The sequence below is a fragment of the Arcticibacter pallidicorallinus genome, from assembly GCF_003002875.1.
In the GTDB taxonomy this organism is placed as follows: domain Bacteria; phylum Bacteroidota; class Bacteroidia; order Sphingobacteriales; family Sphingobacteriaceae; genus Arcticibacter; species Arcticibacter pallidicorallinus.
Genome location: NZ_PVTH01000009.1, coordinates 79,107 through 104,641, shown reverse-complemented (window position 1 = coordinate 104,641; position 25,535 = coordinate 79,107). Strand labels below are relative to the sequence as shown.

29 protein-coding genes are annotated in these 25,535 nt (G+C 41.3%); 9 read left to right on the top strand and 20 right to left on the bottom strand.

Features of this window, described 5'->3' with window-relative positions:
• Positions 1-50 precede the first annotated feature (50 nt).
• The 10 genes from B0I27_RS14110 to B0I27_RS14055 form a co-directional block, all read right to left on the bottom strand.
• Positions 51-590 (bottom strand): hypothetical protein, encoded by a 540-nt coding sequence (locus B0I27_RS14110; protein WP_106294456.1) that lies wholly within the window; start codon positions 588-590, stop codon positions 51-53.
• Positions 587-1,039 (bottom strand): lysozyme, encoded by a 453-nt coding sequence (locus B0I27_RS14105; RefSeq protein WP_106294454.1) that lies wholly within the window; start codon positions 1,037-1,039, stop codon positions 587-589. Before B0I27_RS14105 ends, B0I27_RS14110 begins: the two co-directional genes overlap by 4 nt.
• The gene (locus B0I27_RS14100) at positions 1,036-2,157 is read right to left on the bottom strand and encodes a hypothetical protein (RefSeq protein WP_106294452.1); all 1,122 of its coding nucleotides are present in this window, start codon (positions 2,155-2,157) and stop codon (positions 1,036-1,038) included. The genes B0I27_RS14105 and B0I27_RS14100 overlap by 4 nt, the downstream gene beginning before the upstream one ends.
• A gap of 235 nt (positions 2,158-2,392) precedes the next feature.
• Positions 2,393-2,809 (bottom strand): hypothetical protein, encoded by a 417-nt coding sequence (locus B0I27_RS14090; RefSeq protein WP_106294448.1) that lies wholly within the window; start codon positions 2,807-2,809, stop codon positions 2,393-2,395.
• Positions 2,809-3,315 (bottom strand): hypothetical protein, encoded by a 507-nt coding sequence (locus tag B0I27_RS14085; RefSeq protein WP_106294446.1) that lies wholly within the window; start codon positions 3,313-3,315, stop codon positions 2,809-2,811. The genes B0I27_RS14090 and B0I27_RS14085 overlap by 1 nt, the downstream gene beginning before the upstream one ends.
• 58 nt (positions 3,316-3,373) lie before the next feature.
• The gene (locus B0I27_RS14080; RefSeq protein WP_106294444.1) at positions 3,374-3,763 is read right to left on the bottom strand and encodes a hypothetical protein; all 390 of its coding nucleotides are present in this window, start codon (positions 3,761-3,763) and stop codon (positions 3,374-3,376) included.
• Between the two features lies 1 nt (position 3,764).
• Positions 3,765-4,256, bottom strand: coding sequence for a hypothetical protein (locus B0I27_RS14075; protein ID WP_106294442.1), 492 nt, complete (start codon positions 4,254-4,256; stop codon positions 3,765-3,767).
• Between the two features lie 137 nt (positions 4,257-4,393).
• Positions 4,394-5,362 (bottom strand): hypothetical protein, encoded by a 969-nt coding sequence (locus B0I27_RS14070; protein ID WP_106294440.1) that lies wholly within the window; start codon positions 5,360-5,362, stop codon positions 4,394-4,396.
• 139 nt (positions 5,363-5,501) lie between these two features.
• On the bottom strand, positions 5,502-5,687 hold the full coding sequence (locus B0I27_RS14065; RefSeq protein ID WP_106294438.1) for a hypothetical protein: 186 nt from the start codon (positions 5,685-5,687) through the stop codon (positions 5,502-5,504).
• Positions 5,688-6,272: 585 nt separating this feature from the next.
• On the bottom strand, positions 6,273-6,497 hold the full coding sequence (locus tag B0I27_RS14055) for a hypothetical protein (RefSeq protein WP_106294434.1): 225 nt from the start codon (positions 6,495-6,497) through the stop codon (positions 6,273-6,275).
• A 1,108-nt stretch (positions 6,498-7,605) separates the two neighbouring features.
• Between B0I27_RS14055 and B0I27_RS14045 the strand changes: the two genes are divergently transcribed.
• On the top strand, positions 7,606-8,076 hold the full coding sequence (locus B0I27_RS14045; protein ID WP_106294430.1) for a ferritin-like domain-containing protein: 471 nt from the start codon (positions 7,606-7,608) through the stop codon (positions 8,074-8,076).
• Positions 8,077-8,088: 12 nt separating this feature from the next.
• On the top strand, positions 8,089-8,868 hold the full coding sequence (gene ku, locus B0I27_RS14040; RefSeq protein ID WP_106294428.1) for a non-homologous end joining protein Ku: 780 nt from the start codon (positions 8,089-8,091) through the stop codon (positions 8,866-8,868).
• Between the two features lie 71 nt (positions 8,869-8,939).
• On the opposite strand, the gene B0I27_RS14035 is transcribed toward ku, so the two are convergent.
• The 5 genes from B0I27_RS14035 to B0I27_RS14015 all read right to left on the bottom strand — a co-directional run bounded on the left by B0I27_RS14035 (position 8,940) and on the right by B0I27_RS14015 (position 15,518).
• Positions 8,940-10,109: a tetratricopeptide repeat protein gene (locus B0I27_RS14035; RefSeq protein ID WP_106294426.1), complete on the bottom strand. Its 1,170-nt coding sequence runs from the start codon at positions 10,107-10,109 to the stop codon at positions 8,940-8,942.
• Positions 10,110-10,114: 5 nt separating this feature from the next.
• A complete protein-coding gene (locus B0I27_RS14030; RefSeq protein WP_146133138.1) occupies positions 10,115-11,224 on the bottom strand; it encodes a tetratricopeptide repeat protein in 1,110 nt (369 codons plus the stop codon).
• A gap of 8 nt (positions 11,225-11,232) precedes the next feature.
• Entirely contained in the window at positions 11,233-13,863 is a 2,631-nt protein-coding gene (gyrA, locus tag B0I27_RS14025; protein WP_106294424.1) for a DNA gyrase subunit A, read from the bottom strand.
• 162 nt (positions 13,864-14,025) lie between these two features.
• A complete protein-coding gene (gene hemF, locus B0I27_RS14020) occupies positions 14,026-14,922 on the bottom strand; it encodes an oxygen-dependent coproporphyrinogen oxidase (RefSeq protein WP_106294422.1) in 897 nt (298 codons plus the stop codon).
• Between the two features lie 74 nt (positions 14,923-14,996).
• Positions 14,997-15,518 (bottom strand): DUF2911 domain-containing protein, encoded by a 522-nt coding sequence (locus B0I27_RS14015; RefSeq protein ID WP_106294420.1) that lies wholly within the window; start codon positions 15,516-15,518, stop codon positions 14,997-14,999.
• Between the two features lie 142 nt (positions 15,519-15,660).
• Here B0I27_RS14015 and B0I27_RS14010 point away from each other — a divergent pair, with 142 nt between their 5' ends.
• On the top strand, positions 15,661-16,143 hold the full coding sequence (locus B0I27_RS14010) for a DUF4442 domain-containing protein (protein WP_181276793.1): 483 nt from the start codon (positions 15,661-15,663) through the stop codon (positions 16,141-16,143).
• Positions 16,140-16,781 carry an AlbA family DNA-binding domain-containing protein gene (locus B0I27_RS14005; RefSeq protein WP_106294418.1) on the top strand — a complete coding sequence of 214 codons (642 nt, stop codon included), beginning with the start codon at positions 16,140-16,142 and terminating at the stop codon, positions 16,779-16,781. Before B0I27_RS14010 ends, B0I27_RS14005 begins: the two co-directional genes overlap by 4 nt.
• On the opposite strand, the gene B0I27_RS14000 is transcribed toward B0I27_RS14005, so the two are convergent.
• Positions 16,782-17,147: a response regulator gene (locus tag B0I27_RS14000; protein WP_106294535.1), complete on the bottom strand. Its 366-nt coding sequence runs from the start codon at positions 17,145-17,147 to the stop codon at positions 16,782-16,784.
• Between the two features lie 181 nt (positions 17,148-17,328).
• Positions 17,329-18,069 carry a 5'/3'-nucleotidase SurE gene (gene surE / locus B0I27_RS13995; RefSeq protein ID WP_106294416.1) on the bottom strand — a complete coding sequence of 247 codons (741 nt, stop codon included), beginning with the start codon at positions 18,067-18,069 and terminating at the stop codon, positions 17,329-17,331.
• Between the two features lie 80 nt (positions 18,070-18,149).
• Here surE and B0I27_RS13990 point away from each other — a divergent pair, with 80 nt between their 5' ends.
• The gene (locus B0I27_RS13990; protein WP_106294414.1) at positions 18,150-19,055 is read left to right on the top strand and encodes a diacylglycerol/lipid kinase family protein; all 906 of its coding nucleotides are present in this window, start codon (positions 18,150-18,152) and stop codon (positions 19,053-19,055) included.
• A gap of 50 nt (positions 19,056-19,105) precedes the next feature.
• Here the strand turns inward: B0I27_RS13990 and pnp are convergent, their stop codons facing one another.
• A complete protein-coding gene (gene pnp / locus B0I27_RS13985; protein WP_106294412.1) occupies positions 19,106-21,253 on the bottom strand; it encodes a polyribonucleotide nucleotidyltransferase in 2,148 nt (715 codons plus the stop codon).
• Positions 21,254-21,382: 129 nt separating this feature from the next.
• The gene (gene rpsO, locus B0I27_RS13980; RefSeq protein ID WP_106294410.1) at positions 21,383-21,661 is read right to left on the bottom strand and encodes a 30S ribosomal protein S15; all 279 of its coding nucleotides are present in this window, start codon (positions 21,659-21,661) and stop codon (positions 21,383-21,385) included.
• 113 nt (positions 21,662-21,774) lie between these two features.
• Here rpsO and B0I27_RS13975 point away from each other — a divergent pair, with 113 nt between their 5' ends.
• Complete coding sequence (locus B0I27_RS13975) at positions 21,775-22,197, top strand: acyl-CoA thioesterase (protein ID WP_106294408.1); 423 nt, start codon at positions 21,775-21,777, stop codon at positions 22,195-22,197.
• Here the strand turns inward: B0I27_RS13975 and B0I27_RS13970 are convergent.
• Positions 22,190-23,185, bottom strand: a complete 996-nt coding sequence (locus B0I27_RS13970; protein ID WP_106294405.1) for a D-alanine--D-alanine ligase — start codon at positions 23,183-23,185, stop codon at positions 22,190-22,192. The two genes, B0I27_RS13975 and B0I27_RS13970, sit on opposite strands and share 8 nt — an antisense overlap.
• 68 nt (positions 23,186-23,253) lie before the next feature.
• Between B0I27_RS13970 and B0I27_RS13965 the strand changes: the two genes are divergently transcribed.
• From B0I27_RS13965 to B0I27_RS13955, 3 genes are read left to right on the top strand one after another with little or no spacing between them, the layout of a single operon-like run.
• Entirely contained in the window at positions 23,254-24,033 is a 780-nt protein-coding gene (locus B0I27_RS13965; RefSeq protein WP_106294403.1) for a PASTA domain-containing protein, read from the top strand.
• Between the two features lie 38 nt (positions 24,034-24,071).
• Positions 24,072-25,127, top strand: a complete 1,056-nt coding sequence (mltG, locus tag B0I27_RS13960) for an endolytic transglycosylase MltG (protein ID WP_106294401.1) — start codon at positions 24,072-24,074, stop codon at positions 25,125-25,127.
• Positions 25,127-25,534 carry an acyl-CoA thioesterase gene (locus tag B0I27_RS13955; RefSeq protein ID WP_106294399.1) on the top strand — a complete coding sequence of 136 codons (408 nt, stop codon included), beginning with the start codon at positions 25,127-25,129 and terminating at the stop codon, positions 25,532-25,534. The genes mltG and B0I27_RS13955 overlap by 1 nt, the downstream gene beginning before the upstream one ends.
• Position 25,535: the final 1 nt, after the last annotated feature.

The following is a 25,535-nucleotide window of genomic DNA, read 5'->3' as shown; positions in this document are numbered from 1 at the left end:
GAGCTGTTACCGCTTTTTGACGGCATAGTATACGGATGCAGCAACAGCAGCTAAAAAACCAAGTTGTAATTGTCGCTTATTGGTAGTGATACTATACCGACTTGTTTTTCCGCCCATTGGCGAAACTCGCCACGTGTGATGATTTTATCTTTGTTCAGGTCTATACCCTTGTTAACGGCATAGGAAGAATCTGGAAGTTTTGCCGAATCTGGTTGACGCACCCAAGCAGGATAAAAGACCAGGCAATAAGTATCAAAATAGCTTAAGGGTTTACCATGCTTTGCAATCTTTTGTTTTAAGTACTTTCTGACATAATCTAACTGTGTTAGATTGCTCATAAGCCTTAGTTTTGCAGTTGTGGTACCTAGATCGATAGCAGTCGATTCCAAAAACTGTATTAGGCCTGTGGCTGAACTGTATTGGTTTTTTATGTCAACTCTAAAGGTTCCAGCCGTTTCCACGTGCATTAAATCACATAACCAGTCAGAGTTACTTATACCTAGCTCAATACAAATGTTATTTACTTTGTTAAAGAATTCTTTTGCGTTTCCATAGCGTTTCTGCACTACGTTATAATATACTTGTTTCATGCTTTAAATTTCTGCGGGTCAATGTATTGCCCTGTTAGGAAAAGGTGCGCATCTGCCTTCCTTGACTTTTTAAGAAAGCCCGAGGAATTGAGCGCAATAATTGTTTCTGCTACTGATTTAGCTGGAAATCCCATATTAAGGACTTTTGCTAATTGCGTCTTAATATGGCCGAAGTTAAAAGCGATACTTACAAGCGCATCGTATTGATGCTGGTTTAAAGGCACTTTGATTGCTTTGTCTACAATAGGGGAATGCTTACAAAGATCATTGTAGAATAGGTCATCTGCCTGTTTTTGGGTCAATCGGAAGCCTTTGTTTAACATATGGCTTTCCGATTTTAATATTGTGTGACCCCAACCAATTGTATTTATTCCTCCTACTTTGATTACATAGAGCGTACATTTTTCCCTAAGTTTTATAAAATCTGCGCATTGTTTTGATGGCTTCATATCTGTGTTATTGTAACCCAAAATTGTTCGGGATAACCTGTATTTTCATTTATTACCCTGCGTATTGGTGTGATATCTTTGCTGTTATACTTTGTGCCGTTTATTTCAATCTGGATATTTTCGCCCCAAGATTCGGCAGGCTTAAATATCATATACTCGTTTAAATCCGCATCGACATAGCATGCATAGAAGTTTGAAATCATTCCAATATTGCCGTATGTTTCTGGAAGAGTAAAGTCTATTCCTCCGTTAGCTGAAAAGCAAACGGATTTACCTGCTAATGATTCAACGTTATTTGTCACATGCCAAGCTTGACCCGCATAATAACGCTGTAGAGATAACGCCCACCGCATTTCGGGATTCGGTGAATAATAGCCAGACATCAACTCTTCATTTCCTTTGCCCTTTTGATTTTGAAATTGATTTTCAATAGTGCCGAGGGAAAGACCTCCGTAAAGGGTTCTAAATTGTTCCTTTTTTCTAAGGTAATATAAACCGCCCTCAAAGAGCATAGTAGGTTTTAGTGTCTGATAGGAGTAATCATTTCCGAAACTGATTTCATACTCTTCATACATCAGCCCATTTAAAAAGACATCTAACGTAGGTGCGTCAGGTGCGGGTACGGCTTCGCCTAATTGAAACCCTATAAATGATATAGTTACGGAACCCTCCATTGTTTTCCCTCCGCCTGTTTTCAAGAATCTGCTACTAGTTGCAAAGCCTTGTAAGCAATAGGTATCATTTGTTTGACTATACGCATCGTCTTCGAAATTTGAAATCGTCCGCCTTAAAACCACTTCTAAGCCGTCATATAGTTGGAGGGTTGAACAGAGGGAACCGCCATTTTTTGCTTGTGTGGTCAGGTTTTGGCAGATAGTGAAACGGCCGTAATATCTGCCTTGAAAATCTATTGCCCTGTTATCGTTCTCTTCCTGTGTGTATACCCACGTTTTTGACACAGGTATTAAAACACGATCACCAGCAAACATTTTTGCTTCTTTCCAAACGTCGGGAAAGTTCAGCTTTGCTGTTTCGTTTATTAGTTCTTGTAATTTTTGTATCTGGTCGTAGGCTTTGGTTCCTTCGCCATTGAGTTTTTGAAATGCTAAACCGCTCATTTTCTTGTCTTTTTGTTTTCGATAGTACGAACTTTGAAGCTTTCCATTTCTGCCTTTGTCATTAGTTTTGTACCGTAATATGTGGAATTGATAAAGACGGCTACTGAATATTTTTTCACAAAGGCATCATAGCCGATGATCTTAAAAACAGTACCCTGTGTTTTTTTGGGTTGCATTGTTTTTCTCCTTTGCACCTGCTTACGGTACAAAGGGCGATCTAATTTGAAATAGCTCATTATATGAAATCGATTTTAAACCCTATGAATGTAAAGTAAAAGTCATACTTAGTGCTTTGCTGAGCGATTTCCAAGCTATCAAAAAGCTCTATTGACGAGCTACTTTCATTTATCAGATTTTCTTTTTCTACAAAGCGGGTAATATGTTTGAAGTACGGTGTGTGATTAAAGTAAGACCTGTATTTTATTACAATTTTCTCTTCTTGTAAATTTTTATCGTTCGGATTGATTGAGAGATACAAGTGTCCGTAAAACAATGCCTTTTCAATGCCTAAATGTAGTTGCAACCCCTCGTTATTATGGTCGCTTCCAACTGTGAAGCTGTACGGGGTAATACTTTTTATTCTACGTCCTGCGTAGTTTTTTTCTAGGTACTGTCTAATGTACCCAAGTGATAAAATTTCTTGATTTTCCATTATACTAAGCCTGCTTTATGTAGTTTAGGGTAACATATGGCTTTAAAGTCCGCCTCAGAAAGATCTGATTTCAACGCCATAACCATATCATATTTTTTAAAACCCAACATAATCCAGTTATCGTAAGTGGGTCGTAGGCCATAAGCAACATGTAAAGCTTTGATCATATCCGTAGTAGTCATTGCGTCAAATACAGCTTTAATTCCTTTGTTGCGCTCTGCGGGAAGTATGGTAAACCCTCTTAAATAGCCGTATAATATATTAGCCTGATTCTGTACGGCAACTGTTAAAGCCTTTTTAACTGATGTCTGTGAATTTAAGGTTTCAATTACGCTATTAGTCGTGCTACTGGTTTTATCAGCTGCAGGCGTGACCGCATTAACAGCAGAACCTACGCCATTAACAGCAGCCGTACCAACGTCAGCTGCTTTCTTTAGGGTATATAGGCCTAGACCGCCTAGGGCGACTAAAAGCCAGTTGTTTTTTAATAATTTATCGATTTGCATAAATATTGCTTTAAACTAAAATAGGGGTCTTAGACCCCTATTTTAAACCGTTGAACGTTTACCTGTTTTCCTCGTACTCTGGCTCCTGCCTGTCAGGAGCGGGGTTTAAATACTGCTGAATTTTCGGTTGCACATATACAAATAGTGCGGAGAGAATATAGCGAAACCACCATTTTTCCGATAATTCAATTACCTTTTCGGTAATTGTTAATTTTGGTGCATGCTGCAATTTTTCGAGTAGAAGTGTTTTCTCCGCATCGGAGATAGACGGGCTGTCTATTGCTTCTTGTATCGTTTTATTGCTTTCTATAATCCTTTGCTTTTCTTCTACTTGATTAAGCAATTTCATGTAGTTTTCTGATGCTTTTGTCTGTAATTCTACTGATGATCGTTCAGACATTGGAGCAAATCGCTCTGCTAAAGAGTGACAAAATTCGGGTAATCTCATTTTAACGTTTGTTATTAAGTAAAACAATTGCAGCTAGTCCCATGACTGCAAATAAAATAGTTTTGTCATCGCTGGCAGCCTGTGGGGACTGACTGCCAAATGACACTTCGTTTGTATTACCGCCTGAGCCTTGCCATTTTACGGACGCTGCGATTTCGTCGATAATACTTCTCTTATCGCTTGTATCTGACATGATTTGTGGGTTAACTGATAAAGGTTCCTGTGACGTTTGCGCCATTTCTGCGCTTACTTCGTGTTGTGTACTTTCTGATTCCGGTTCTGGTTGCGCCTGTTTTAGGTTTTTGCCGTTAGCAATACCCCCTGCAATAGCACCACCGATTTTCGCACCGAGAGCAGCCCCAGCGGGTCCACCTACCAAAGTACCTACTCCGCCAGCAATTGCTTTAACTGCTGGCTTCGCTACTTTTCTAATAAGGTTCCCTATTTTGGTACCGCCTTCTTTCGTTTTGAAAAGATTCTTTAAAAAACTCATTTTGTAACTCGTTTAAGAATCTTTTTGGAAAGTGAACTTACAGGTATCATTTTATTAATACCTGTAACACCTTTTACAATTTTACCTAAGAATCCGCCTTTTTTCTTTGTAAAGATGTTCTTTAGAAAAGACATTTTTTAAAGTGATACGGGGAGCTTGTTAAGGTTTTCTACAGTGTGTTTTTCCTCTAAAGCCTGTGACCGTTGAATGATTTCAAGTGAAGTGACAAAAGATGTATACACAAGGTAATTCTTACTGCTTGTGACCTTTGAACCGTCAAAGGTTAAGTCTACAATCGCCTGATCAATTTCCTCATCATTAAGAACTACGAAACTTTGTGCGTAAGCGGGGCGATAAGTTTCTAAAATATTGCCAGGCTGATTAGGAGGAAACGGATAGTTAAACGCAGCCTTACCAAAATTTCTATTATGTCTGTTAATCAGTTCGGCCAAATTGTAAGACTGATCAAAACGGTCAGAACTGATCTGCATATTTTGAACAATCTGCTGCGTTTCGTCCGTATCATCGAAATTAACAAGAGCGATTTTTGTAACGTTGTCGCCCAAGTTAAACCGGTCTGAAGTCGTTCCAGCCTGTATAGTTTCGCTGTACGTGCTAAAAATGCCGACTTCTTTCCCGATTGAATAAGATGGGTTAACGTCAATGTAGCAAACAGACTGATCTAAATGTGTAGCATTAAAAGTATTTCTACCTACCGTTACTTCAAATTCAATTTCATCTGTCCCTCTTAAATTGACATGACCGCCCAGCTCGACGAATAGCGTTCTTACATTTCTGTGTTTGTTTTCAGCCGTCGGCCTTACATAATCAGTTCCTAAAAGCCAGTTTTTTGTACCAGAAAGCAGGCTATTATAATGCCCTAGAATTCCTAAGTTGTTATTGAAGAAGGAATAAAGTTTACCGTCTCGTTTAAGTGTTGCTTTCAAATTCACCTGCGATGCATCAAAACCCAATCCTGTACCGTACTGTGTTTTAGGAATCAAAACATTTGCGCGAGAATGTAATAATAAAACTGAAAGATAAAAGCCGTTAATCGTTTTACCTGTAATGGTTTGTTTTCTTGTTTCGTCTACTCTGATAATCATTGTTTAGGATTTTAGTTTGTCTTCGATTTTTTGATAAATTGATTGGAGGGATGCAGGTAATTTGTCTTTGAAAAAGTAACCTGCTACAGCTGCGATTGCTGCATACATAAAGAAGTTGTTTCTACGTCCGAACATTGTGTTATTTTTTAATGAATTTATCATACGCAACGTAGGCACCTAATGCCATGACGATTGTCGTCATCGTTGCAGCTTTCTTTTTGTTGTTACTTGCGTAGCGTTTTGCTCTGCTAAGCTGTTTTTTTACTTTGGAGGTTCCGCCCGAAAAACGGGAGCGAAATTTCCGATAGCTTCGTCTGAATGCCATTTTTTGTTTTTGATGTTTACGTGAAGTGAAGTGAATAAAGTTGAAGTGAGTCCCAGTGACGGGATAGTTTGGTGTATGTTATAAGCTTCACACCATTTTTTGTTTTTGCGTTTTATGATTTTGCAGGAGGAATTATGAAGCCTTTTTTTGATTGCCTGTAAGAACCATTTTAACTGTCGTTAATTCGATTTCATCGACTAGGCCAAGTCTACCCTCTAGGGAGTAATAATGTCCGACAGGAGAGGGGATATGAGCGCCTACGCTGTACTTGTTGCCACGATATAAGACTTCGTTGCCAACCCTGTATTTAGGTTTTTTTGCCATTAGAAAAAAATGATTTTGATGATGATTAGAGCCTGAATAATTCCAGCCGTTAAAACTAGATAGTAGGCTATTTTTTCAATGTTCATAAGATAAGTTTAGAAAGTTAAGTGTTAGTTATATTCCAAAAGTGAACTTTCGGAAACCTCCAATGTGATAGAGGACGTTTTATAAAATCCGTAAAGCTTATAGTACCATTGGTCATTCTGTACGAAGCATTGTTTTACCGTTAGCTTCATTTGTGCAAACTTGACAATGGACTGATTACTGAAGACCGGGTTTTCCATTTTGTTCTTTAATCCAGTCCCCTAGAACCTCCCGTATAAGTTCATCCGGGGTCATTTGTGCATAATGTGAAAGTGTGTTAAGGTCGAAGTACATTTTTTTGTCCATATACAAACGGACTATACGAGGATCTTTATAAACTGTACGTTTATAACGTAGTTGGCCAATAGCCACAACTTTAGAATTGCTATCTGTATCTTTCATTTGGTTCGGTTAATTCGTTTTATACGTCTCTTCTTTTGCATATACTCCCAGCCCTTGATACATACCTGTACAATCAAAGCAGATAAAAAGGAAATAACAACCTTTTGATCTGCTTCATTAATTGGTACAACTGTTAAAACTGTGGAGGAGGCACAAACAGAAGAGGCAAAACGGCCTAGTACTGTCATGTTTTTTGAGGGAAGGTCGGTACATGTAGCCAACTGAATGACTAGATGTACCTGGTGTTTTTTGTAAAAGAACCCACGAGCGTTCGGGTTCTGGAATCGTAATAATTACAGTATCTGAAATCTGGAAAATTCTTTAGTAAGAATTCACGGAAATGCCTGATGTTATTGATTTTGCGATACTTGACAAATTTTTCATTTCCGACTTTTGCAATTGCATTATAGGTCGGTCGCATTTTTTAGATTTTTTGCTTTTTGAACTTGACGATATTTTTTCACGCTCTTTGATGATTTCGTTATGAAGAACAAACGCATCTTTGGTGATTCGAAAATTTGGACGTTCAGCATACTTCACGTTTTTTTCGGGGATATGCGAGAATACATAATGTTCGATAACGTTTAGTGAATGAATGTAATTCCTAAAGTTCAATGTAATTTTTTTTTGTTTTCGTTCGCTCAGGTGTCTGAGTGCAAACTCGTCTGGTATCCGTATGTCAAGACGGAGAAGTTCCAAGTATGAAGCGAGCCGTTTTAGCTGCGCTTTAGTCATGCGCTTTTTTTTAAGAATAAGTGTCATAAGGATAAGTTTAAAATGTAAGTGCACAGCATCATTTTGATGCTTAATTATTTTTATCGAATGTCAAAGAACACTTACAGCTACAATAATCCATCATAGCAACGAGATGAGAAAATGATGTGTATCACTAGATAGACGGGGAATCTATAAAGCGATTTATTATTTCATTGCGGATGTTTTCATGAAATAATAACCTAGAAAAACATTGATTTTCAGCCCATTAGAAGAGGCAAATGACTTGTTTCATAATTAGTATTATGTTAAATAGAACTTGTCATCTTGCCCCTTCTTGTAGCTCATAAAACTATTTTTGGTGTCATTCGTTTAGTCCGTATAATTAGATACCATGGATTACTCAGAAAATTACAACAAGCAATTACAACGTCTCTATAGAATTCTTCAGGATGGACATAAAGGTTATACAGAAGCCGCTGAGCATGTAAAGTCTCCTGACCTAAAAATACTGTTTGAAAAAATCGCCTCTGAACGCGCAGTCTTGGTTAACCAGATGGGCGCTAAAATGGCCGAGTTCGGCTATACTCCTGATGATCATGAGGACGCCCTTGGCGCACTTCATCGGGGATGGATGAACTTAAAAGCATCCCTGACATCCAATACGGATCAGAACATATTGGAAAGCTGCCGCAACGCCGATCAAGCTGCCCTCGATGCGTTTGACGACGTTTTACAGGGTGAAATTCTCTATGATACTGCACTTAAATCTTTCCTGATGGAGCCCCGCTTAAAGATCAACGAAACGTTTCTTGAACTTGACAAGCGTTACTTTGATATGTTTAAAAAAGACCCAAGCTTATAGGAGATTTTTCGGATGAGATCAATATGGAAAGGCTCGATAGGATTTGGGCTGGTAAATATTCCGGTTAAGCTATTCTCGGCGGTTCAAAGCAGCGGTCTTAACCTGGATATGCTTGATTCCAGGGATCACTCCAGAATCAAATATCAGCGCGTTAATGAAAAGACTAAGAAGGAAGTTCCTTATGATAAGATAGTTAAGGGATATATGATGGACGAGCAGTACATCATATTGGAAGACAAAGATTTCGAGGACGCGAGTCCGGAGAAAACGAAAATAATAGAGATCGAAAACTTTGTAGAGGCTGATGAAATCAACCCGATGTATTATGAAACATCTTACTACGCGCAGCCTGAAACTCAGGGACGTAAAGCCTATACCCTCCTACTAAAATCACTTCAGAAATCTAAGAAGGCTGGACTAGCCCGATTTGTATTGAGGAGCACTGAAAATCTTTGTGTTATCCATCCGGTAGACCAGATAATAGTAATTACGAAGATCAGATTTGCCGAAGAAATCCGGTCTTCCGACGAGCTTATCCCTGCTGAAGGAAAAGAACTTACCATCGGTAAGAAAGAGCTGGATATGGGATTGGCGCTCATCAACCAGTATAGCAGCAAATTCGATATAACAAAATTTAAAGACGACTACCATAACGAGCTTTTAAGAATCATCAAGGCTAAATCAAAAGGCAAACGTCCCACCATTAAAAAGCTTAAACCACAAAAAGCTGCAGGTGATGATCTTTATGACCAATTGATGCAGAGCCTGAGCGGATCAAGAAAAGGTGCGTAAATCAAACATCGTCAATAAAAAAGCCAGCGTCAATAGGCGCTGGCTTTTCTTTAATGTGGCACTGCTGAATTTTAAAGTGCATTAATCTTAGCGTCGATTTCGTCAATCTTCGCTTTATTATTTTTAATTGTATAATAAGTCTTCAGGTTTTTTAACGATAACTCAGACTTAGGGTTTAATTCCACTGCTTTAGTCAAATACGGTAAAGCGCGGTCAAATTCCTCCTGGGCTTTCTTCATTGTCGCTGTATATTCTGCCTGCTTGTTAGCTGGCAGCTTGTTTGCCTTGTTGTAAATCACAATACCATTGTTCATAATCAGGCCGCCTATGTTAATATAGGCATCTGTATACGATGGATCGAGCTCGATTGCTTTTTTGTAAGCCTCCTCAGCTTTAACGTTCTCTTCCAAAGAATTATATGCAATTCCTAAGTAAAATGGAAATAGCTTGTTGCTCGGATCCTTTGCAGCCTGGGCAGTAATTTTTTCAATTACCTCCTTCTGCTTTCCGGTCATTAAACTAAACTCAATTTCTCTAGTTGCAAGATCTGAACTAGCTGGAAACTTTGCTGCGCCCTCTCCTGCTATCCGGATCGCACTTGCCGTGTCCTTAGTTGCGGCATAAAGTACTGAAAGGTTCGAATAGACATTCTCTAAAGCAGAATAATTCGTTGGAAGCAATTCCGTAAACCTTTTAATAGCACTTGGATAGTCCTTGCCGTTCATAGCAGAAATTCCGGCAGCATAGTTTAATAAGGTATCACCGGGTGCGTAATCCAGGCCTTTGGTAAACTCAGTGTAAGCGTTTGAATAGTCTCCTTTATCCAGGAAACGTTTTCCGGCTGAAAACTGGCTGATATATAGTAAATTGTTTACTTTACCAATATTTTCCTTATTTTTTCCTTCCTTATCTAACTCTTTAGCTTTAGCCAAAGCTGTCACAGCTTCAGCTGCAAGTGTCGCAGATGCACTGGTAGTATCGCTCGTAGCGAGGTCAGCGTATATTAACGCTTTATACGTCCATGCAGTTGGATCCGCTGCGGTTTTCTCATGTGCAACGGCTTTGTCTACAGCTTCTTTGGCTGCTGTAATCTTAGGAGTGGCAAGTTGAGGGCTAGCTGCCTTAAGCGTCGCATAACTATCATATTCAGATTTTGCAGTATTCACTGCGGATTTTTGTGCAAACGCTGTGGCAGATATGCCTGAGACAGCTAATGCAAGTAAAAGAGACTTGGTTTTCATATATTTCAATTTGTAAGAATAAACTGTTTCAGTTTCTCATTAACCCTTTCCAGTTCTACCATATCCCCGGTATTATTATATAGAACGGCTAGAGATTTTAAAACATTAACTGAGTTAGGATTAATTTCGCCAGCTGCGATAAGATACTTTTTCGCCAGACTCAGACTCGATTCTTGGTTATTGCTTGGGTTGATGTATGAATTAAGATAAAAAAGTCCAAGGGCATAATTCCCTTCATAGTTGTTCGGTTCTAGAGCGATAACTTTTTCGTAATATCCGACTGCCTTGTCTTTCTTGTCCATAGTCTCGTAGGAGAACCCGGCAAGATAATTAAGACTCACATTTTCAGGATCGAGCTCTAATGCTGCGCCAACGATCTTTTCAACTTCACCAAAAGCGCCATTCTCCACGTAGATATTTATTTCCTTGAAAAGAAGATCTTTATTTCCCGGAAATAGTGCTCTACCCTCTCTGACCACTTCAAGAGATCTGTTACTGTTTTTAAAATCGTATAAGTTAGATAAAGCCAGGTAATAGGCAGGTAATGAGCGCTTTTTGTCATCAATTAACTGCTCATAATAGTAAATAGCACGATTGTTATAACCCAACCTTTCACTCAGAATGGCCAGATTATGTTTGACAAAATAATTGGTTTTATCAAGGGAGTCTACCGATAGATAGGCATTAAATGCTTCATTGAATTTTTCAGCCGCAGAAGCTTTATTTGCGATAACGAGATAAGCTTTGCTCAGTTGATTGAGCACAAAGTCGAGTTCAGGTTTGTTTTCATCATTGAGTTTAGAGCTTTTAAGTCTGCCAAACGAAAATTTTGTTTCCTCGATCGGGTCTTTAACATATTTCAACTTTCTGGTCGAATCCGCGTAAGCGAGTGATGAATAAACAAGACTTCTGATTAGATTGTTCTTGTAACTAAAGGAATCCTTTTTGGTTTTGTATGCGCCGTCTATTGCGCTTCTGGCTTTTTCCAGATGTGTAAACTGTGCCGTCGATGTGTAGAGGGCAAAGTTATTCATCGCTTCCTTAGTAAGTGTTTGTGCAGAAAGATAACTTCCTGCACAACACAAAACTGTGATTAGTATGATTTGCCTTTTCATTGCTGACATTAATCTTCTAACGTATCGTCTTCAGGATTCGTATTAGCGTCATCAGTTGATTCTTCTTCGTCGCTCACTTCATCTTCACCTGCCTCATCGTCCAGTGGCTCTGCTTCCGAATCGGCCTCATCACCAGGTTCATTCAGAATTTCCGCCTTTTCTGCTTCCTCTTCATGCTCGACTTTCGCAATCGAAGCGATTGCATCGTCACCTTTAAGTGAAATCAATCTTACACCCTGAGTAGCACGACCCATCACGCGAAGTTCGGCAATGGCAATTCTTATAACAATACCTGATTTGTTAATAATCATCAAGTCGTCGGTATCCGTAACGTCTTTAATCGCCACAAGTTCCCCGGTCTTATCTGTTACGTTAAGCGTCTTCACTCCTTTTCCACCCCGATTTGTAACGCGATAGTCTTCCAAATCCGTACGCTTTCCATAGCCTTTTTCAGACACCACCAAGATGGTTGATTCAGGATTGTTAATGCTAAGCATCCCAATAACAGCGTCTTTCTCATTGGCCAGTGTTACTCCACGCACACCCGTTGCAGTTCTGCCCATCGGCCGAACCGTGCTCTCGTTAAAGCGTATAGCCCGACCCGAACGCAACGCCATAATGATCTCGCTGCTACCATCTGTCAGGTTTGCCTCTAACAGCTGGTCACCGTCATTGATATTTATTGCGTTGATACCATTAGCACGCGGGCGAGAATAAGCCATAAGGGAGGTCTTTTTGATCGTTCCCTTGGCCGTGCACATAATGATAAAGTTGTTCTCTAAATATTCCTGATCTTTTAGATTCTTAACCTTGATATAGGCCTTAATCTTTTCTTCTTTTGGAATATTGATAATATTCTGAATAGCTCTACCCTTGCTCGTTCTCGACCCTTCAGGGATTTCAAACACACGCAGCCAGAAACACCGACCTGCTTCCGTGAAGAAGAGCATATAATTATGTGCCGAAGCAATGATAATATGCTCAATAAAATCCTTATCTCTGGAGTTAGAGCCGATAGAGCCTTTTCCTCCTCTTCCCTGAGTACGGTACTCAGTAAGCGGAGTACGCTTAATGTAACCCTCGTAAGAGATAGTTATTACAACTTCCTCATCATCAATAAAATCTTCCATTGACATGTCTTCGGCTGAATGAACTATCGATGTTCTTCTTGCGTCGCCATATTTTTCCTTAACCTCGCGCAATTCGTCTTTGATGATCTCCATACGCAAACCTTCATCAGCAAGTACCGACTTCAGATATTCGATGGACTTCATCAGCTCATCATATTCATCCTTTATTTTATCCCGCTCCAGACCTGTCAAGCGACGAAGCGTCATATCCAGAATAGCGCGTGCCTGAATGTCCGATAAGCCAAACGTCTCCATCAAACCAGTCCTCGCTTCATCAGGAGTATTTGATGAACGGATAAGGCGTATTACTTCCTCTATATGATCAAGGGCGATTAATAAACCTTCAAGCACATGCGCCCGCTTTTCTGCTTCAGCAAGTTCGAATCGGGTACGTCGGATCACCACCTCATGGCGGTGGTCAACGAAATGTTTGATCAGATCTTTCAGGTTCAGCAGCATCGGACGGCCTTTTACAAGCGCAATGTTGTTAATGCTGAATGGTGTCTGTAGAGCTGTGTACTTATAAAGATTATTTAAAACTACCGATGAATTGGCGTCACGCTTAATCTCGTAAACCACACGCATTCCGTCACGGTCAGATTCATCTCGGATTTCTGAGATTCCTTCCAGCTTTTTCTCGTTGATGAGTTCTGCTGTCCGCTCGATCATCGTAGCCTTATTTACCAGGTACGGTATCTCACTAACGATGATTCGCTCTCTGTCATTTCCGTAGCTCTCAATTTCCGCTTTTGCCCTTACAACTACACGGCCGCGGCCTGTTTCGTAAGCATCTTTCACTCCTGCATGACCATAGATGGTTCCGCCGGTTGGAAAATCTGGAGCTTTGATGTGATGCATCAATTCCGAAATCTCAATATCTGTGTTGTCAATGAATGCAATTGTTGCATCAATAACTTCATCAAGATTATGGGGCGCCATGTTAGTCGCCATACCTACGGCGATACCAGATGCTCCGTTTACTAACAAGTTGGGTATCTTCGAAGGAAGAACAGAGGGCTCCTCTAGCGAATCATCAAAGTTTAGCTGATAATCAATAGTATCTTTGTTAATATCAGCCAGCATTTCTTCGGCTATCTTTTTCAGACGAGCCTCTGTATAACGCATTGCTGCCGGGCTGTCCCCATCGATAGACCCAAAGTTTCCCTGCCCGTCAACAAGAGGATATCGAAGGCTCCAGTCCTGAGCCATACGTACCATTGTTCCGTAAACAGATGAATCACCATGTGGGTGGTACTTTCCTAATACATCGCCGACAATACGGGCAGATTTTTTATGGGGTCTCCCGCTTGTAACGCCAAGGTCCAGCATACCGTAAAGCACACGGCGGTGAACGGGTTTCATACCATCCCTTACATCTGGAAGCGCACGAGAGACAATTACAGACATTGAATAATCAATGTATGCAGACCTCATTTCTTGTTCGATGTTTATGGGAATAATGCGATCGTGGGTGGGTTCTAAGTTTTCGTTTTCTGTTTCTTCAGCCATCGTATGATAGTTGGTTTTTGAAATGTACAGTCGTAATAAATTGCGACTTGCGAAGATAAGAAATTATTGCAGATTACACGCCTTTAGGCGGGAAAATGAGCCGTTTTCAGACTGAAACTGAAGCAAAATATTGATAATGAATGCAAATTTCAGAAGCCTTCACTAAAATGTCCAGTTAATTCCTTTTTTCAAATACTTAAGGGTCTTTTCCTCCTCAGATCCTTGCTCCGGAATGTGGTGATATGCCCAGTTTGCCTGCGGGGGCAGGCTCATTAAAATTGATTCTATACGGCCATTTGTTTCCAGCCCAAACTTTGTACCTGCATCGTACACAAGGTTAAATTCTGCATAGCGTCCTCGGCGTATGTATTGCCATTGCTTTTGCTGCTCAGTAAACGCCTCATGCCGATGCCGTTCCACTAATTCAGTGTAAATAGGCACGAATGCACGGCCAACGGCCTTCGAAAATTCAAATATAGATTCCCAGCTAATACCGGTGTTTTCAGGATTCAAACGGTCATAAAAAATGCCGCCTATACCCCTCGTTTCATCTCTGTGCTTGATGTGAAAATAGTTGTCAGCCCAGGTTTTGAATTTATAATAAAACTCCTGGCTAAAGCGGTCGCACACTTCCTTGATGTATCCGTGGAAAAATCTGGCATCGTCTTGATAGACATAATGCGGTGTAACGTCTATTCCCCCACCAAACCAGCGGATGTCGTCGTTCATCTCAAAATACCTGATGTTCATGTGGATGATCGGTATCAATGGGTGATTCGGATGTATGACGATGGATACACCTGTAGCAAAAAAGTCGCTGGAATCCACCTTCAGAGAGGCTTTTACAACTTCTGGTAGTTGTCCGAACACTGCAGAGAAGTTTACTCCACCTTTTTCTATGACGGTACCGTTCTGCATGATCCGGGTTCTTCCTCCCCCGCCCCCTTGGCGCGACCATACTTCTTCTTCGAATTTTCCTGATGTATCAAGAAGTTCCAGACCCTCACAAATTTCGTTTTGAATAATCTGGTATTGGGCGGAAATCTCTTCTTTCGTCATTTCTTGCTTATTTAAATTTGAATGTTACAACTAGCACAACGAGACAAATTTAAAACTATAATTGCAGATCCGGCCTATTTAATGCCGACAGGAACTTCTATGTTCTCCCAATGAAGCACAAATCCATTCTTGCTGATCGTATAGCCCAGCCGTTCTTTGGAAGCGGATACTTTCTTCGGTTTTACAGTTACGCGCAATGCATCCTGGCCTTCCTCGTATTTGTAAGCCCCCCATTGATCCGAAGCTTTGTTGAATATCACAGTCCAATTAAGCGCGGTAGGAATCATAAAAAGAGCATAGCTTCCTGCCGCTAGGGGCTTACCCTCAACACGGATGTCCTCACTGGTCGTGAAAATTGTGGCTTTATTAGCTCCTGCCCTCCAAACTTTGTCAAACGGAACAAGTTCTCCCCAGATCTTACGTCCCTTTACGGACGGACTGCTATATTTAATTTCAATCGTGGCCTTTCCAACCTTGGCGGTGACACTGTCAGCCGGACTTGCTACTGGCTTAGCCTGTCCGTTAACGTCCTTTAAGGAAAATAATAATGCGCATACCGCAAAAGTGAATAAGCCTAGAACCTTTGTCTTTTTCATTGCTTTTCTGGTTTTTTATGATTCAGTATTTAATACAAGATAGATTAATTTTGACTTTTAACAAAAGAATCTTGGTTCAGATCTTTAACATCTATTCACACAGATTACGCTCAGTTTGCCAAAATTTCTGATATTCGTCTAAATGCTTATATCCGAAAATATGCTCAAATGGGCGATGCGATTCTATCCGCCGATGCTGTTTCAGCGGATTTGGGTTAAGAGATTCCATCCCGACTTTATGGGTGTGGAAGTAAAAGTATTTAAGAGTATTTTCAATATCAACTACAACAGATCCGTCTTTGGTGGTACCATTTACGCGGCTGCCGACCCCTTCTATGCGGTTCTTTTTTACCAGCTGATGCTTCGAAGAGGCTACCGGGTGATTGTTTGGCAAAAGGCGGCTGAGATATCTTTTCTGAAACCCGGAAGATCAGACCTATATTTTAAAATCAATATAAGCGTTGAAGAAATAGATCACATCTGTTCTCTGATAGAAACGGATGGAAAAGCGGAGCATCGTTGCATACTGGATATAACAGACAGAGAGGGCGATGTAACCGCACGCATCTCCAATCTGGTATATATTAGGAATCTCGATTCGATCATAAACCACCCAAAACTATGAACAGACTTAGACCACAAAATATAAAGCAAATGATTTTTGGAGGTGAGAATATGCTCGTAGACTTTAAAAAAACGATCACCTCCTGCTCGAAAATCTCTAAAACGCTGGTAGCTTTTGCTAATAACAAGGGCGGTAAGCTCTTGATTGGTGTGGCTGATAACGGCACCATTAAGGGCGTCAGGTCCGAAGAAGAAGAAAAATATATGCTTACTAAAGCTGCAACCTATTTTTGCAGACCTATGGTAGAGGTCGGTTTCGAAGAAGTATATGTTGATAATAAACTCGTTTTGGTTGCCGACGTCAAGGAAAGTGACACCAAGCCTCATTATTCCCTTGGAGACGATAAAAAATGGTGGGTGTATGTCAGAGTAAAAGATAAGAGCTTGCTGGCAAGTAAGATCGTTGTCGATGTGCTTAAGGCTAGCCAGGGCGAAGCCGGTGTTTTGATCGAGTATTCGGAAAAAGAAAGAACGCTTCTTCAGTATCTCGATGAGAACGAGCGTATCTCTGCCCGCGACTCAAGTAAACTTTTGAATCTCCCCAGAAGAAGAACTCAAAGGCTGCTCGTGACCCTTGTGCTATCTGGAATCATTAAATTACATACAACTGATACCGAGGAATATTATACTGCCTCATAATCATGCAGCAAGTTGATGGTTTACTTTTGAGATCAGATAGTATATATCAAAAGGCTTTGCAATGAAATCATCAGGCGCTCCTGGCTGATCAAGCAAACTCTTGAGATCATGTGTAGCAGAGATCATAATCACCGGGATTCCACTAAACATACGGTTATTCTTGAGCGCACGACAAATTTCTCTCCCGTCAAGATTATCCAGCATCACATCGAGTAGAATTAAATCAGGGTGCACTTGCTCCACTGTATCAAACACTTTCCTCCCATCAGATATGGTTACCACCTCATACCCCTCAAAAGATAATATCTCGTTCAATACGTCCAGAATTGCAGGGTTATCATCTATCGCCAATATTCGCTTTCCCATAATGACTAACACTAACCAAGATGTATGCCAGTTTTTCAAACAGTACCCTCGTTCACCTTGCTTGGAAGAAACCCTTAGAGTCGCCTTGTCCATTCCTGAAGGACATACACGATTGTACAGAAAAAAGAACTAAATGTATCAATTGTGTATGCCACGACTTTAGAATTCAGTCGTTCAATTATCAGATCGCCAAATCATTGCTCTGAAGTGCTTTTGCCAGTTCTGCCTCGTTGGTTAGATCCAACCGCAAGGGCGTGATGGAGACCAAGTTGTTTTCTACTGCCCAGCGGTCGGTTCCCTCTTCAGCTGGTTCAAGCGGTGATACGGTGAACCAGTAGTGTTTTCTTCCTAAGGGGTCCTGCCCTGGTATGATAGTTCCATCATATAAACGGACCGACTGTCTCGTGTATCTCATTCCCTCCGGATTCTCAGGAAAGTTTACGTTATAAAGCGAGAGTTTTGAATCTTCTAAAAGCAGCGCCAGGGTCTTCTCGACGAACGATTCCAGCTTTTTAAAGTCAGGCTCAGTTTTACCTACAGGTGTGCTTAGTGCAATACCTTTAATTCCGAAGAGTACTGCTTGCTTTGCCGCCGCCAGTGTTCCTGAATGCCACATACCGTTTCCAAGGTTCGGACCCATGTTAATGCCCGACAAAACAACATCAGTTTTCGACCAGAGATGTGTCCCTAAAGCAACACAGTCTGCGGGTGTGCCATTCACCCTATAAGCCTCTATACCCGGAAATTCGATTGGTGACTTTTTATAGCTTAAAGGCCTGGAATGAGTAACGGCATGTCCCATGGAGGATTGTTCCACGTCTGGTGCAACAACCCTGACCTCTCCAAACTTCTGTGCAATACGTGCCAGTGCGGCGATTCCAGGACTGTATATCCCGTCATCATTGGTTATTAAAATCCTCATAGTGTAAATATTCCTCCTAAGTGCCAACCAAAAAACCTCAGTCATGTTTTAATAAGATACAATTCGCACGAAATCCATACATGAAGACAGCAAAACTAGTTCATAATCCGGACGCCGGGGATGAGTCCCACAGCAAGAAAAAGCTTATTAAAACAATTGAGTCAGAAGGATTTGACTGTATATATACATCCTCAAAGGACAAAAAATTTCTCAAGGAAATTGAGAAAGAAGTCGATTTTCTTGTCGTGGCAGGGGGAGATGGAACTGTTCGTACCGTTGTCCAGAAGATGTTGCAACGGGGCCTCCTGGAGAAAAAGTATCCCATCGCTGTGTTGCCGATGGGAACGGCGAATAACATTTCCCAAAGCCTCGGATTACATGCGGATCAGGAAACGATTATCCGGTCCTGGGCGAGAAGAAATGTCCGTCAGCTTGATGTAGGAAAGATCGAAGATTTTGATGCAGCGAATTTCTTCGTCGAAGGAATGGGCTTTGGTGTGTTCCCCCGCCTTATTAAAGACATGAACGAGGTTGATAGTTCTCTTATCGATACACCAAAAAAGAGCCTGAAGGTTGCACGGGAGAAACTTCATGAGATCGTACAAACCTATGAAGCAAAACATTGCGATATCGAAGCTGATGGGCGTGATTATTCGGGAAAATACCTGATGGTAGAACTCATGAATATCGCGTCAATTGGACCTAATCTGGTCTTAGCCCCAATGGCTGATCCTGGAGACGGCTTTTTTGAACTGATATTGATAACCGATAAACAGAAGAAGGAGTTTATCTCTTATATAGAAGACAAGCAGCAAGGTAAAGAGGGAATTTTGAATGTAACGCTTATTAAGGCAAAGAATGTCACCTTTAAATGGGAAGGCAAACTTGCCCACATAGACGATAATCTGATCTTCATGGAAAAAGGTCAAGAATTGAAAATAGAAATGTTGAAAGGAGTACTTGATTTTCTTGTGCTCCCATCCTAGCATAAAAAAAGCCGCTTTATAAGCGGCTTTTTTTTATTCTATTACTGAGGTTATTCAGAAGCAGGCTTCTTATCCTCTCTCGGAGGACGAGGCAACAAAGCTTTTCTTGAAAGTTTCAATTTACCTTGTTTATCAACTTCGAGAAGTTTTACTCTTACTTCATCACCTACCTGGAAAATACCATCCATAGACTCGTAACGTTTCCAGTCTATCTCTGAAATATGGAGCAAACCATCCTTACCCGGCATGATCTCAACGAAAGCACCGAACGGCATGATTGACTTTACCTTACCTTCGTAGATCTCGCCTACATCTGGCTTAGCGACAATACTCTTTATACGCTTAACAGCTTTATCGATCGCATCTTTTCCCGGAGCGAAAATACTGATAACACCTTGATTGTCTTTCTCTTCAATAGTGATCGTGGTATTTGTTTCGCGTTGCATTTCCTGAATGATCTTTCCACCGGGTCCGATTACTGCACCAATGAATTCTTTATCAATTCTCAGTACTTCAATTCTAGGAGCATGTGGTTTAAGCTCAGGATTAGGCTCTGCAAGCGTTTTCTTAATTTCGTTAAGAATGTGAAGACGGCCTTCCTTAGACTGCGCTAAAGCAGCACTTAATACTTCCCATCTTAGTCCGTTGATTTTTAAGTCCATCTGACAAGCCACAATACCCTTATCGGTACCAGTAACCTTGAAGTCCATATCACCCAAATGATCCTCATCTCCAAGGATATCAGAAAGAACCGCGTATTTACCGGTCTTCTCATCCGTGATTAAACCCATTGCGATACCTGAAACCGGCGACTTCAACTTCACACCCGCATCCATCAGTGCCAGCGTAGCCGCACAAACAGTTGCCATAGAAGAAGAACCGTTAGATTCAAGAATATCCGAAACTACACGAACTGTGTATGGATTCTCCTCGTCAGCAGGCATCATCTTTTTTAACGAGCGCTGAGCCAGGTTACCGTGACCGATCTCACGACGTCCAGCGCCGCGATTAGGTCTCACCTCACCTGTCGAGAATCCAGGGAAGTTATAATGAAGGATAAACTTCTGATAACCGTTAAAGAAAGCACCATCAATCATCTGCTCATCAAGCTTTGTACCCAATGTTACAGATGTAAGCGCTTGCGTCTCTCCACGTGTGAATACAGCCGAACCATGTGCTGCAGGAAGATATCCTACTTCGCTCCAGATCGGGCGAACGGTACGTACATCACGGCCATCCAAACGAATACCTTCATCAAGGATGAGGTTACGTACTGCATCGTATTGTACATCATGGAAATATTTTTTAGCGAGTGATTTCGTAATATCATCTACACCTTCGCCAAGAGAAACGATAAACGCATCTTGAATCTCAGAAAACTTGTCAGAGCGCTCATGTTTGGAAACACCTGATTTTGCAACAGCATACACTTTTTCGTATGTTTCAGCAAAAACACGTTCTCTCAACTCAGGGTTGCTGTGTTCATGAGAGTAAGCACGTTTTTCAGTTTTTCCTGCCTCAACAGTCATCTCTTTTTGCGCCTGAACCTGAACTTTGATCGCACGGTGAGCGAACTCGATCGCTTCGATCATCTCTTCCTCAGAGATTTCGTTAGCTTCTCCCTCAACCATCGTAATGTCATTCTCAGAACCTGCAACGATAAAGTCAAGAGACGCGCGGGTCAGATCGCTTAGATAGGGGTTGATAACCAACTGGCCATCAATCTTCGCTACGCGCACTTCTGAAATAGGCCCGTTAAACGGAATGTCTGAAACAGAAAGAGCAGCCGAAGCAGCAAGACCTGCGAGGCAATCCGGTAAAATATTCGTATCAGCGGAGATCAAAGAGATCATCACCTGAGTGTCTGCGTGATAGTCTTCCGGGAACATCGGGCGTAAGGCACGATCTACCAAACGGGAGATCAGAACTTCATAATCAGACAAACGTGCTTCACGACGCAGGAAACCTCCTGGAATGCGTCCCGTAGCAGCATATTTTTCCTGATAATCTACAGATAATGGAAGAAAGTCAACACCTTCTTTCGCTGTTTTTGAAGAAACTACAGTAGCTAATAACATGGTATTACCCATCTTTACTACTACAGAACCGTCGGCTTGCTTGGCTAGTTTACCGGATTCAATTTCGATTATGCGACCATCGCCTAAATCGAAAGACTTTTTAATTAGATTGTAACTCATTTTGTCGTCATTGCAATGTACTCGTCCTCTTTAAAGTACATTCGAATGTATTTATTTTATTTGATGCAAAAATAAAATAAAAAAAGCCATTCACATCAGCGAACGGCTTTTTAATTTTTGGATGATGAATTATTTGATGATATCTCTTAATTCAAGAGCTTTGATAATCGCACGGTAACGGTTAATATCTTTCTTAAATAAATAAGCAAGTAATGCGCGACGCTTTCCTACAAGTTTTTGAAGAGCTAGCTGAGTAGAAAAATCTTTTCTGTTTTTCTTCAAATGCCCGGTTAAATGAGCAATACGAGTAGTAAATAATGCAACCTGTCCTTCAGCTGAACCTGTGTCAGTTGCTCCTTTTCCATGTTTGGCAAAAATCTCTGCCTTGTTTTCTTTACTTAAATACATTACCTGAATAATATTAAAGCGTTTAAATTTTTGTGAATAATCTTGCAAAGATAAGATTATATATCCCTAAAACCAATATTTTAAAGCAATTTTGCAGAGATATAATTCCGCTAATGAACAGCAACCGATCCTACAGTAGATTTAAAACTGAATTTAAAGTCCGGCCGGATGATATAGACATGTTTAATCACGTCCACAACAGCACCTATTTTGATTATGTTCTTGCCGCTCGATACGAGCAGATGGAAGCTCATTACGGCATGTCGATGGAAGAATTCCTTAGTCAGGGGTTCGGCTGGGTAGTAAAGACAGCCTATGTCGACTATAAACGGCCCTTAACCCTGGGCGATTCTTTCGTCGTCGAAACGGGTATAAGCGAACTTCAGGAGCGCGGATGTAAGGTCATCTTTACTATAGTGAATAAGAAAACAAATAAGATATGTTCCGATGGCTGGTTCGACTACGTCCTGATCGAAATTAAATCAGGACGTAGCGCCAGGGTCACGCCCGAAATGATCGAACGTTATTCTATTTAGGGCCTTCCAGCGACACCTCAATGAGCTCAGTATAGAAATCCTGAATGGTTCTACCAGCCGCCCGTACTTGTTGAGGGATGAAACTCGTTTCAGTCTGCCCCGGAACTGTGTTAATCTCTATGAAGAAAAATTTTCGGGTACCTTCTTCCAGGAAGTAATCGATTCGGATTACTCCACGGCAGTTTAACTTTTCATAAACGGCCTTAACAATTGCTTCGACTCGCTCCTTCTCCTCCTCTGTCATTCTGCCAGGAGTAATTTCTTCTGTTGCACCCGGAGTATACTTGGCCTCGAAATCGAAAAATTCCCGCGTGGTGACAATTTCGGTTGCAGGTAGAACTTGCACCCCATCTTTCCCGTTAAATACACCGATAGAAAATTCACGGCCTGAAATAAACTCTTCAACCAACACCTGGGTGTCTTCATGAAACGCGCGCTCAAGTGCTTCCGGCAATTCTTCGGCAGTCTTAACTTTGCTCATGCCGATACTGCTTCCACCGTTATTCGGTTTGATGAACAGTGGAAGGTTAAGCTGTGCAAGGATGCTTTCGGAAGAAAGTGCATTATGAGAAAACAGCTGCAGTGACCTGGCGACATGCAGATCCTCAATCCCCTCTGTTATCGCCTTCGTATAACCCTTATTCATCGTGATCGCCGATGTCAGCGCGTCACATGTAGTATAAGGCAGGCCGATCATATCGAAATATCCCTGCAACTTCCCGTCTTCACCCGGGGAACCATGCAAGCCGATAAATACGGTGTCAAAGCGAATAACAGAATCGTTTAACACAATCGAAAAATCGTTCTTGTCAACCGGATGCTTTACTGCATTTGCGTCAACATGATACCAGCTCTCACGAGTTATCACAATAGTATAAACATCAAACCTATCCCGATCTATATTTTTTTCGATTACTTCTGCGCTTTTGAACGATACATAAGATTCACCGGTAAAACCTCCGGTAACGAGGGCAATGGTATTCTTCATGGTCCAAATATATTTTAAAATCCCATTTTTTATTTAAGTTTAGCCATCTTTGCCAAAGATTTTGATCCATGAGTAAGTTTTTATCATACCTTAAGACAAACACATTTCGTAAAAACCTGATTATCGCAATTGTATCAGTCGTCGCCTTTCTACTTCTGATATTTTTCTGTCTCCGATTCTATACGCGTCATGGTGAGGGTGTTGCCGTTCCCAAGCTAAAGGGTCTGCCTGTTGGTCAGGCTATCGCTCTTCTGGAAGAACAAGGACTCCGCTACCAGATCGACTCCGTCTACCAGATGGATAAGGCTCCGGGCTTAGTGGTCGAACAGGATCCCGACGAAGGCACTAATGTTAAGCTGAATAGAACAATCTATCTTACCATTATTACGCTGAATGCACCTGATGTAGGTTTTCCAGATATCTTTAATACCAGCTACCTCGAAGCGCGGGCCGTGCTAAGCAACTACGGTATTAAAATAGCCGACACCAGCTATACCTCCGATATCATGCGCGACAGGGTTCTGCAGGTATCATACAAGGGCAAATCGCTTCAAAAAGGCGATCCCATTCCCAAAGGCTCCTCTGTCTCCATGGTTCTTGGTGACGGAAAAGGCGCCTCCGAAGTTGATCTACCAAATCTCGTGGGACTTTCGCTTCCCGAAGCCATATTTTCACTGAAGGGCTCTTCGCTGACCCCGGGGTCGATTTACTACGAAGGAACGGTCACAGACACTGCAAATGCCCGGATCATCAAACAATATCCGGCCCTAAGCGATTCTTTGTATAAGGTGGCAATTGGAACTTCGGTCGACATCATTCTTTCGAACGACCCGGCTCCCATCCCTTAAACAATGAACTCATACTAATTTTTAAGCATTCCTATAAAATGACAGAAGAGAAAAAGAAAGGGCTCTCTCCCTTCAGAAAGTTTCTAATTGCCTTTGCATTGGTCATAGTAGTTATTTTGGGCATAACCGTCTTCAACTACTATTTACGATATATGGGTAAGAGTGTCACAAATAACGAAAAGTACCTCTACATCAATACAGGCTCCTCTTTCGACGACGTCTACCGAACCATTCGCGAGAAAGAAATCGTTGGAGATTCAATCGTTTTTCTTTGGGTAGCCCAAAATATGGATTACCCTCTTGCCGTTAAGCCTGGTAAATACAGACTTCAGGAAGGCATGAGCAATCGGGCGCTGATTAACATGTTGAAAGCTGGAAACCAGGAAGAAGTAAGTATGCGTTTCCGCGGCTACCGCCTGAAACAGGATTTCGCGTCATATGTGTCAAAACAGATTGAACCCGATTCTGCTTCCCTGGTGAATTTGCTCGACTCAATAGCGTTTATCAGTAAGTATGGTTTTAACAAGGATAATGTCTACGCCATGTTTATTCCCAATACATACAACATGTATTGGAACATCAGTACCGACACTTTTTTTAAACGCATGTATGATGAATATCAAAAGTTCTGGACAAAGGAAAGGCTCGCTAAAGCTAAGGCTGTAGGTCTTGACCCCATACAGGTTAGTACACTTGCCGCAATTGTAGATGCTGAAGCGTTGCATGATAAGGAAATGCCTACTATTGCAGGCCTTTACCTGAACAGGTTACGGAAGGGCATTAAACTACAGGCTGATCCCACCGTGATCTACGCCAACAACGACTTTACCATTCGTCGCGTCCTGAATAGACATCTTACTAAAGACTCCCCATACAACACTTATGTTTATAAGGGCCTGCCTCCTGGTCCTATAATGATGCCCAGTATCAATGCAATAGATGCAGTTCTTAATTATGAAACGCATAATTATATTTATATGTGCGCAAAAGAAGACTTTTCAGGATATCATAACTTTGCAGTGACGGTAGCCGAGCATCAGGCGAATGCCAGACGGTTCCAGCAAGCTTTAAACGAACGCAATATCAAAAGATAATGTTTATACACGAAACCAGAGTAAGGGTACGATATGGGGAAACAGATCAGATGGGTTACATGTATTATGGAAATTACGCGGAGTTTTATGAGGTCGCACGTGTGGAAATGCTCCGGAGTTTAGGGATGACATATCGTTCAATGGAAGAATCAGGAATTATGATGCCCGTCCTTGAAATGCACGCCAAATATATCAAACCGGCCCGTTACGATGAGGAGTTACTGATCAAAACCATCGTGTCAAAGATGCCCGGAGTGCGTATTGAATTCAAATATGAGTTTTTCAACGAACAGAACGAGTATATTCATCTGGGAGAAACCACGCTGGCATTCGTCGATATGAAAAGAAATCGTCCATGCATGCCGCCTGAAGATTTTCAGTCAAAGATGAAACCCTTTTTTGATTAAT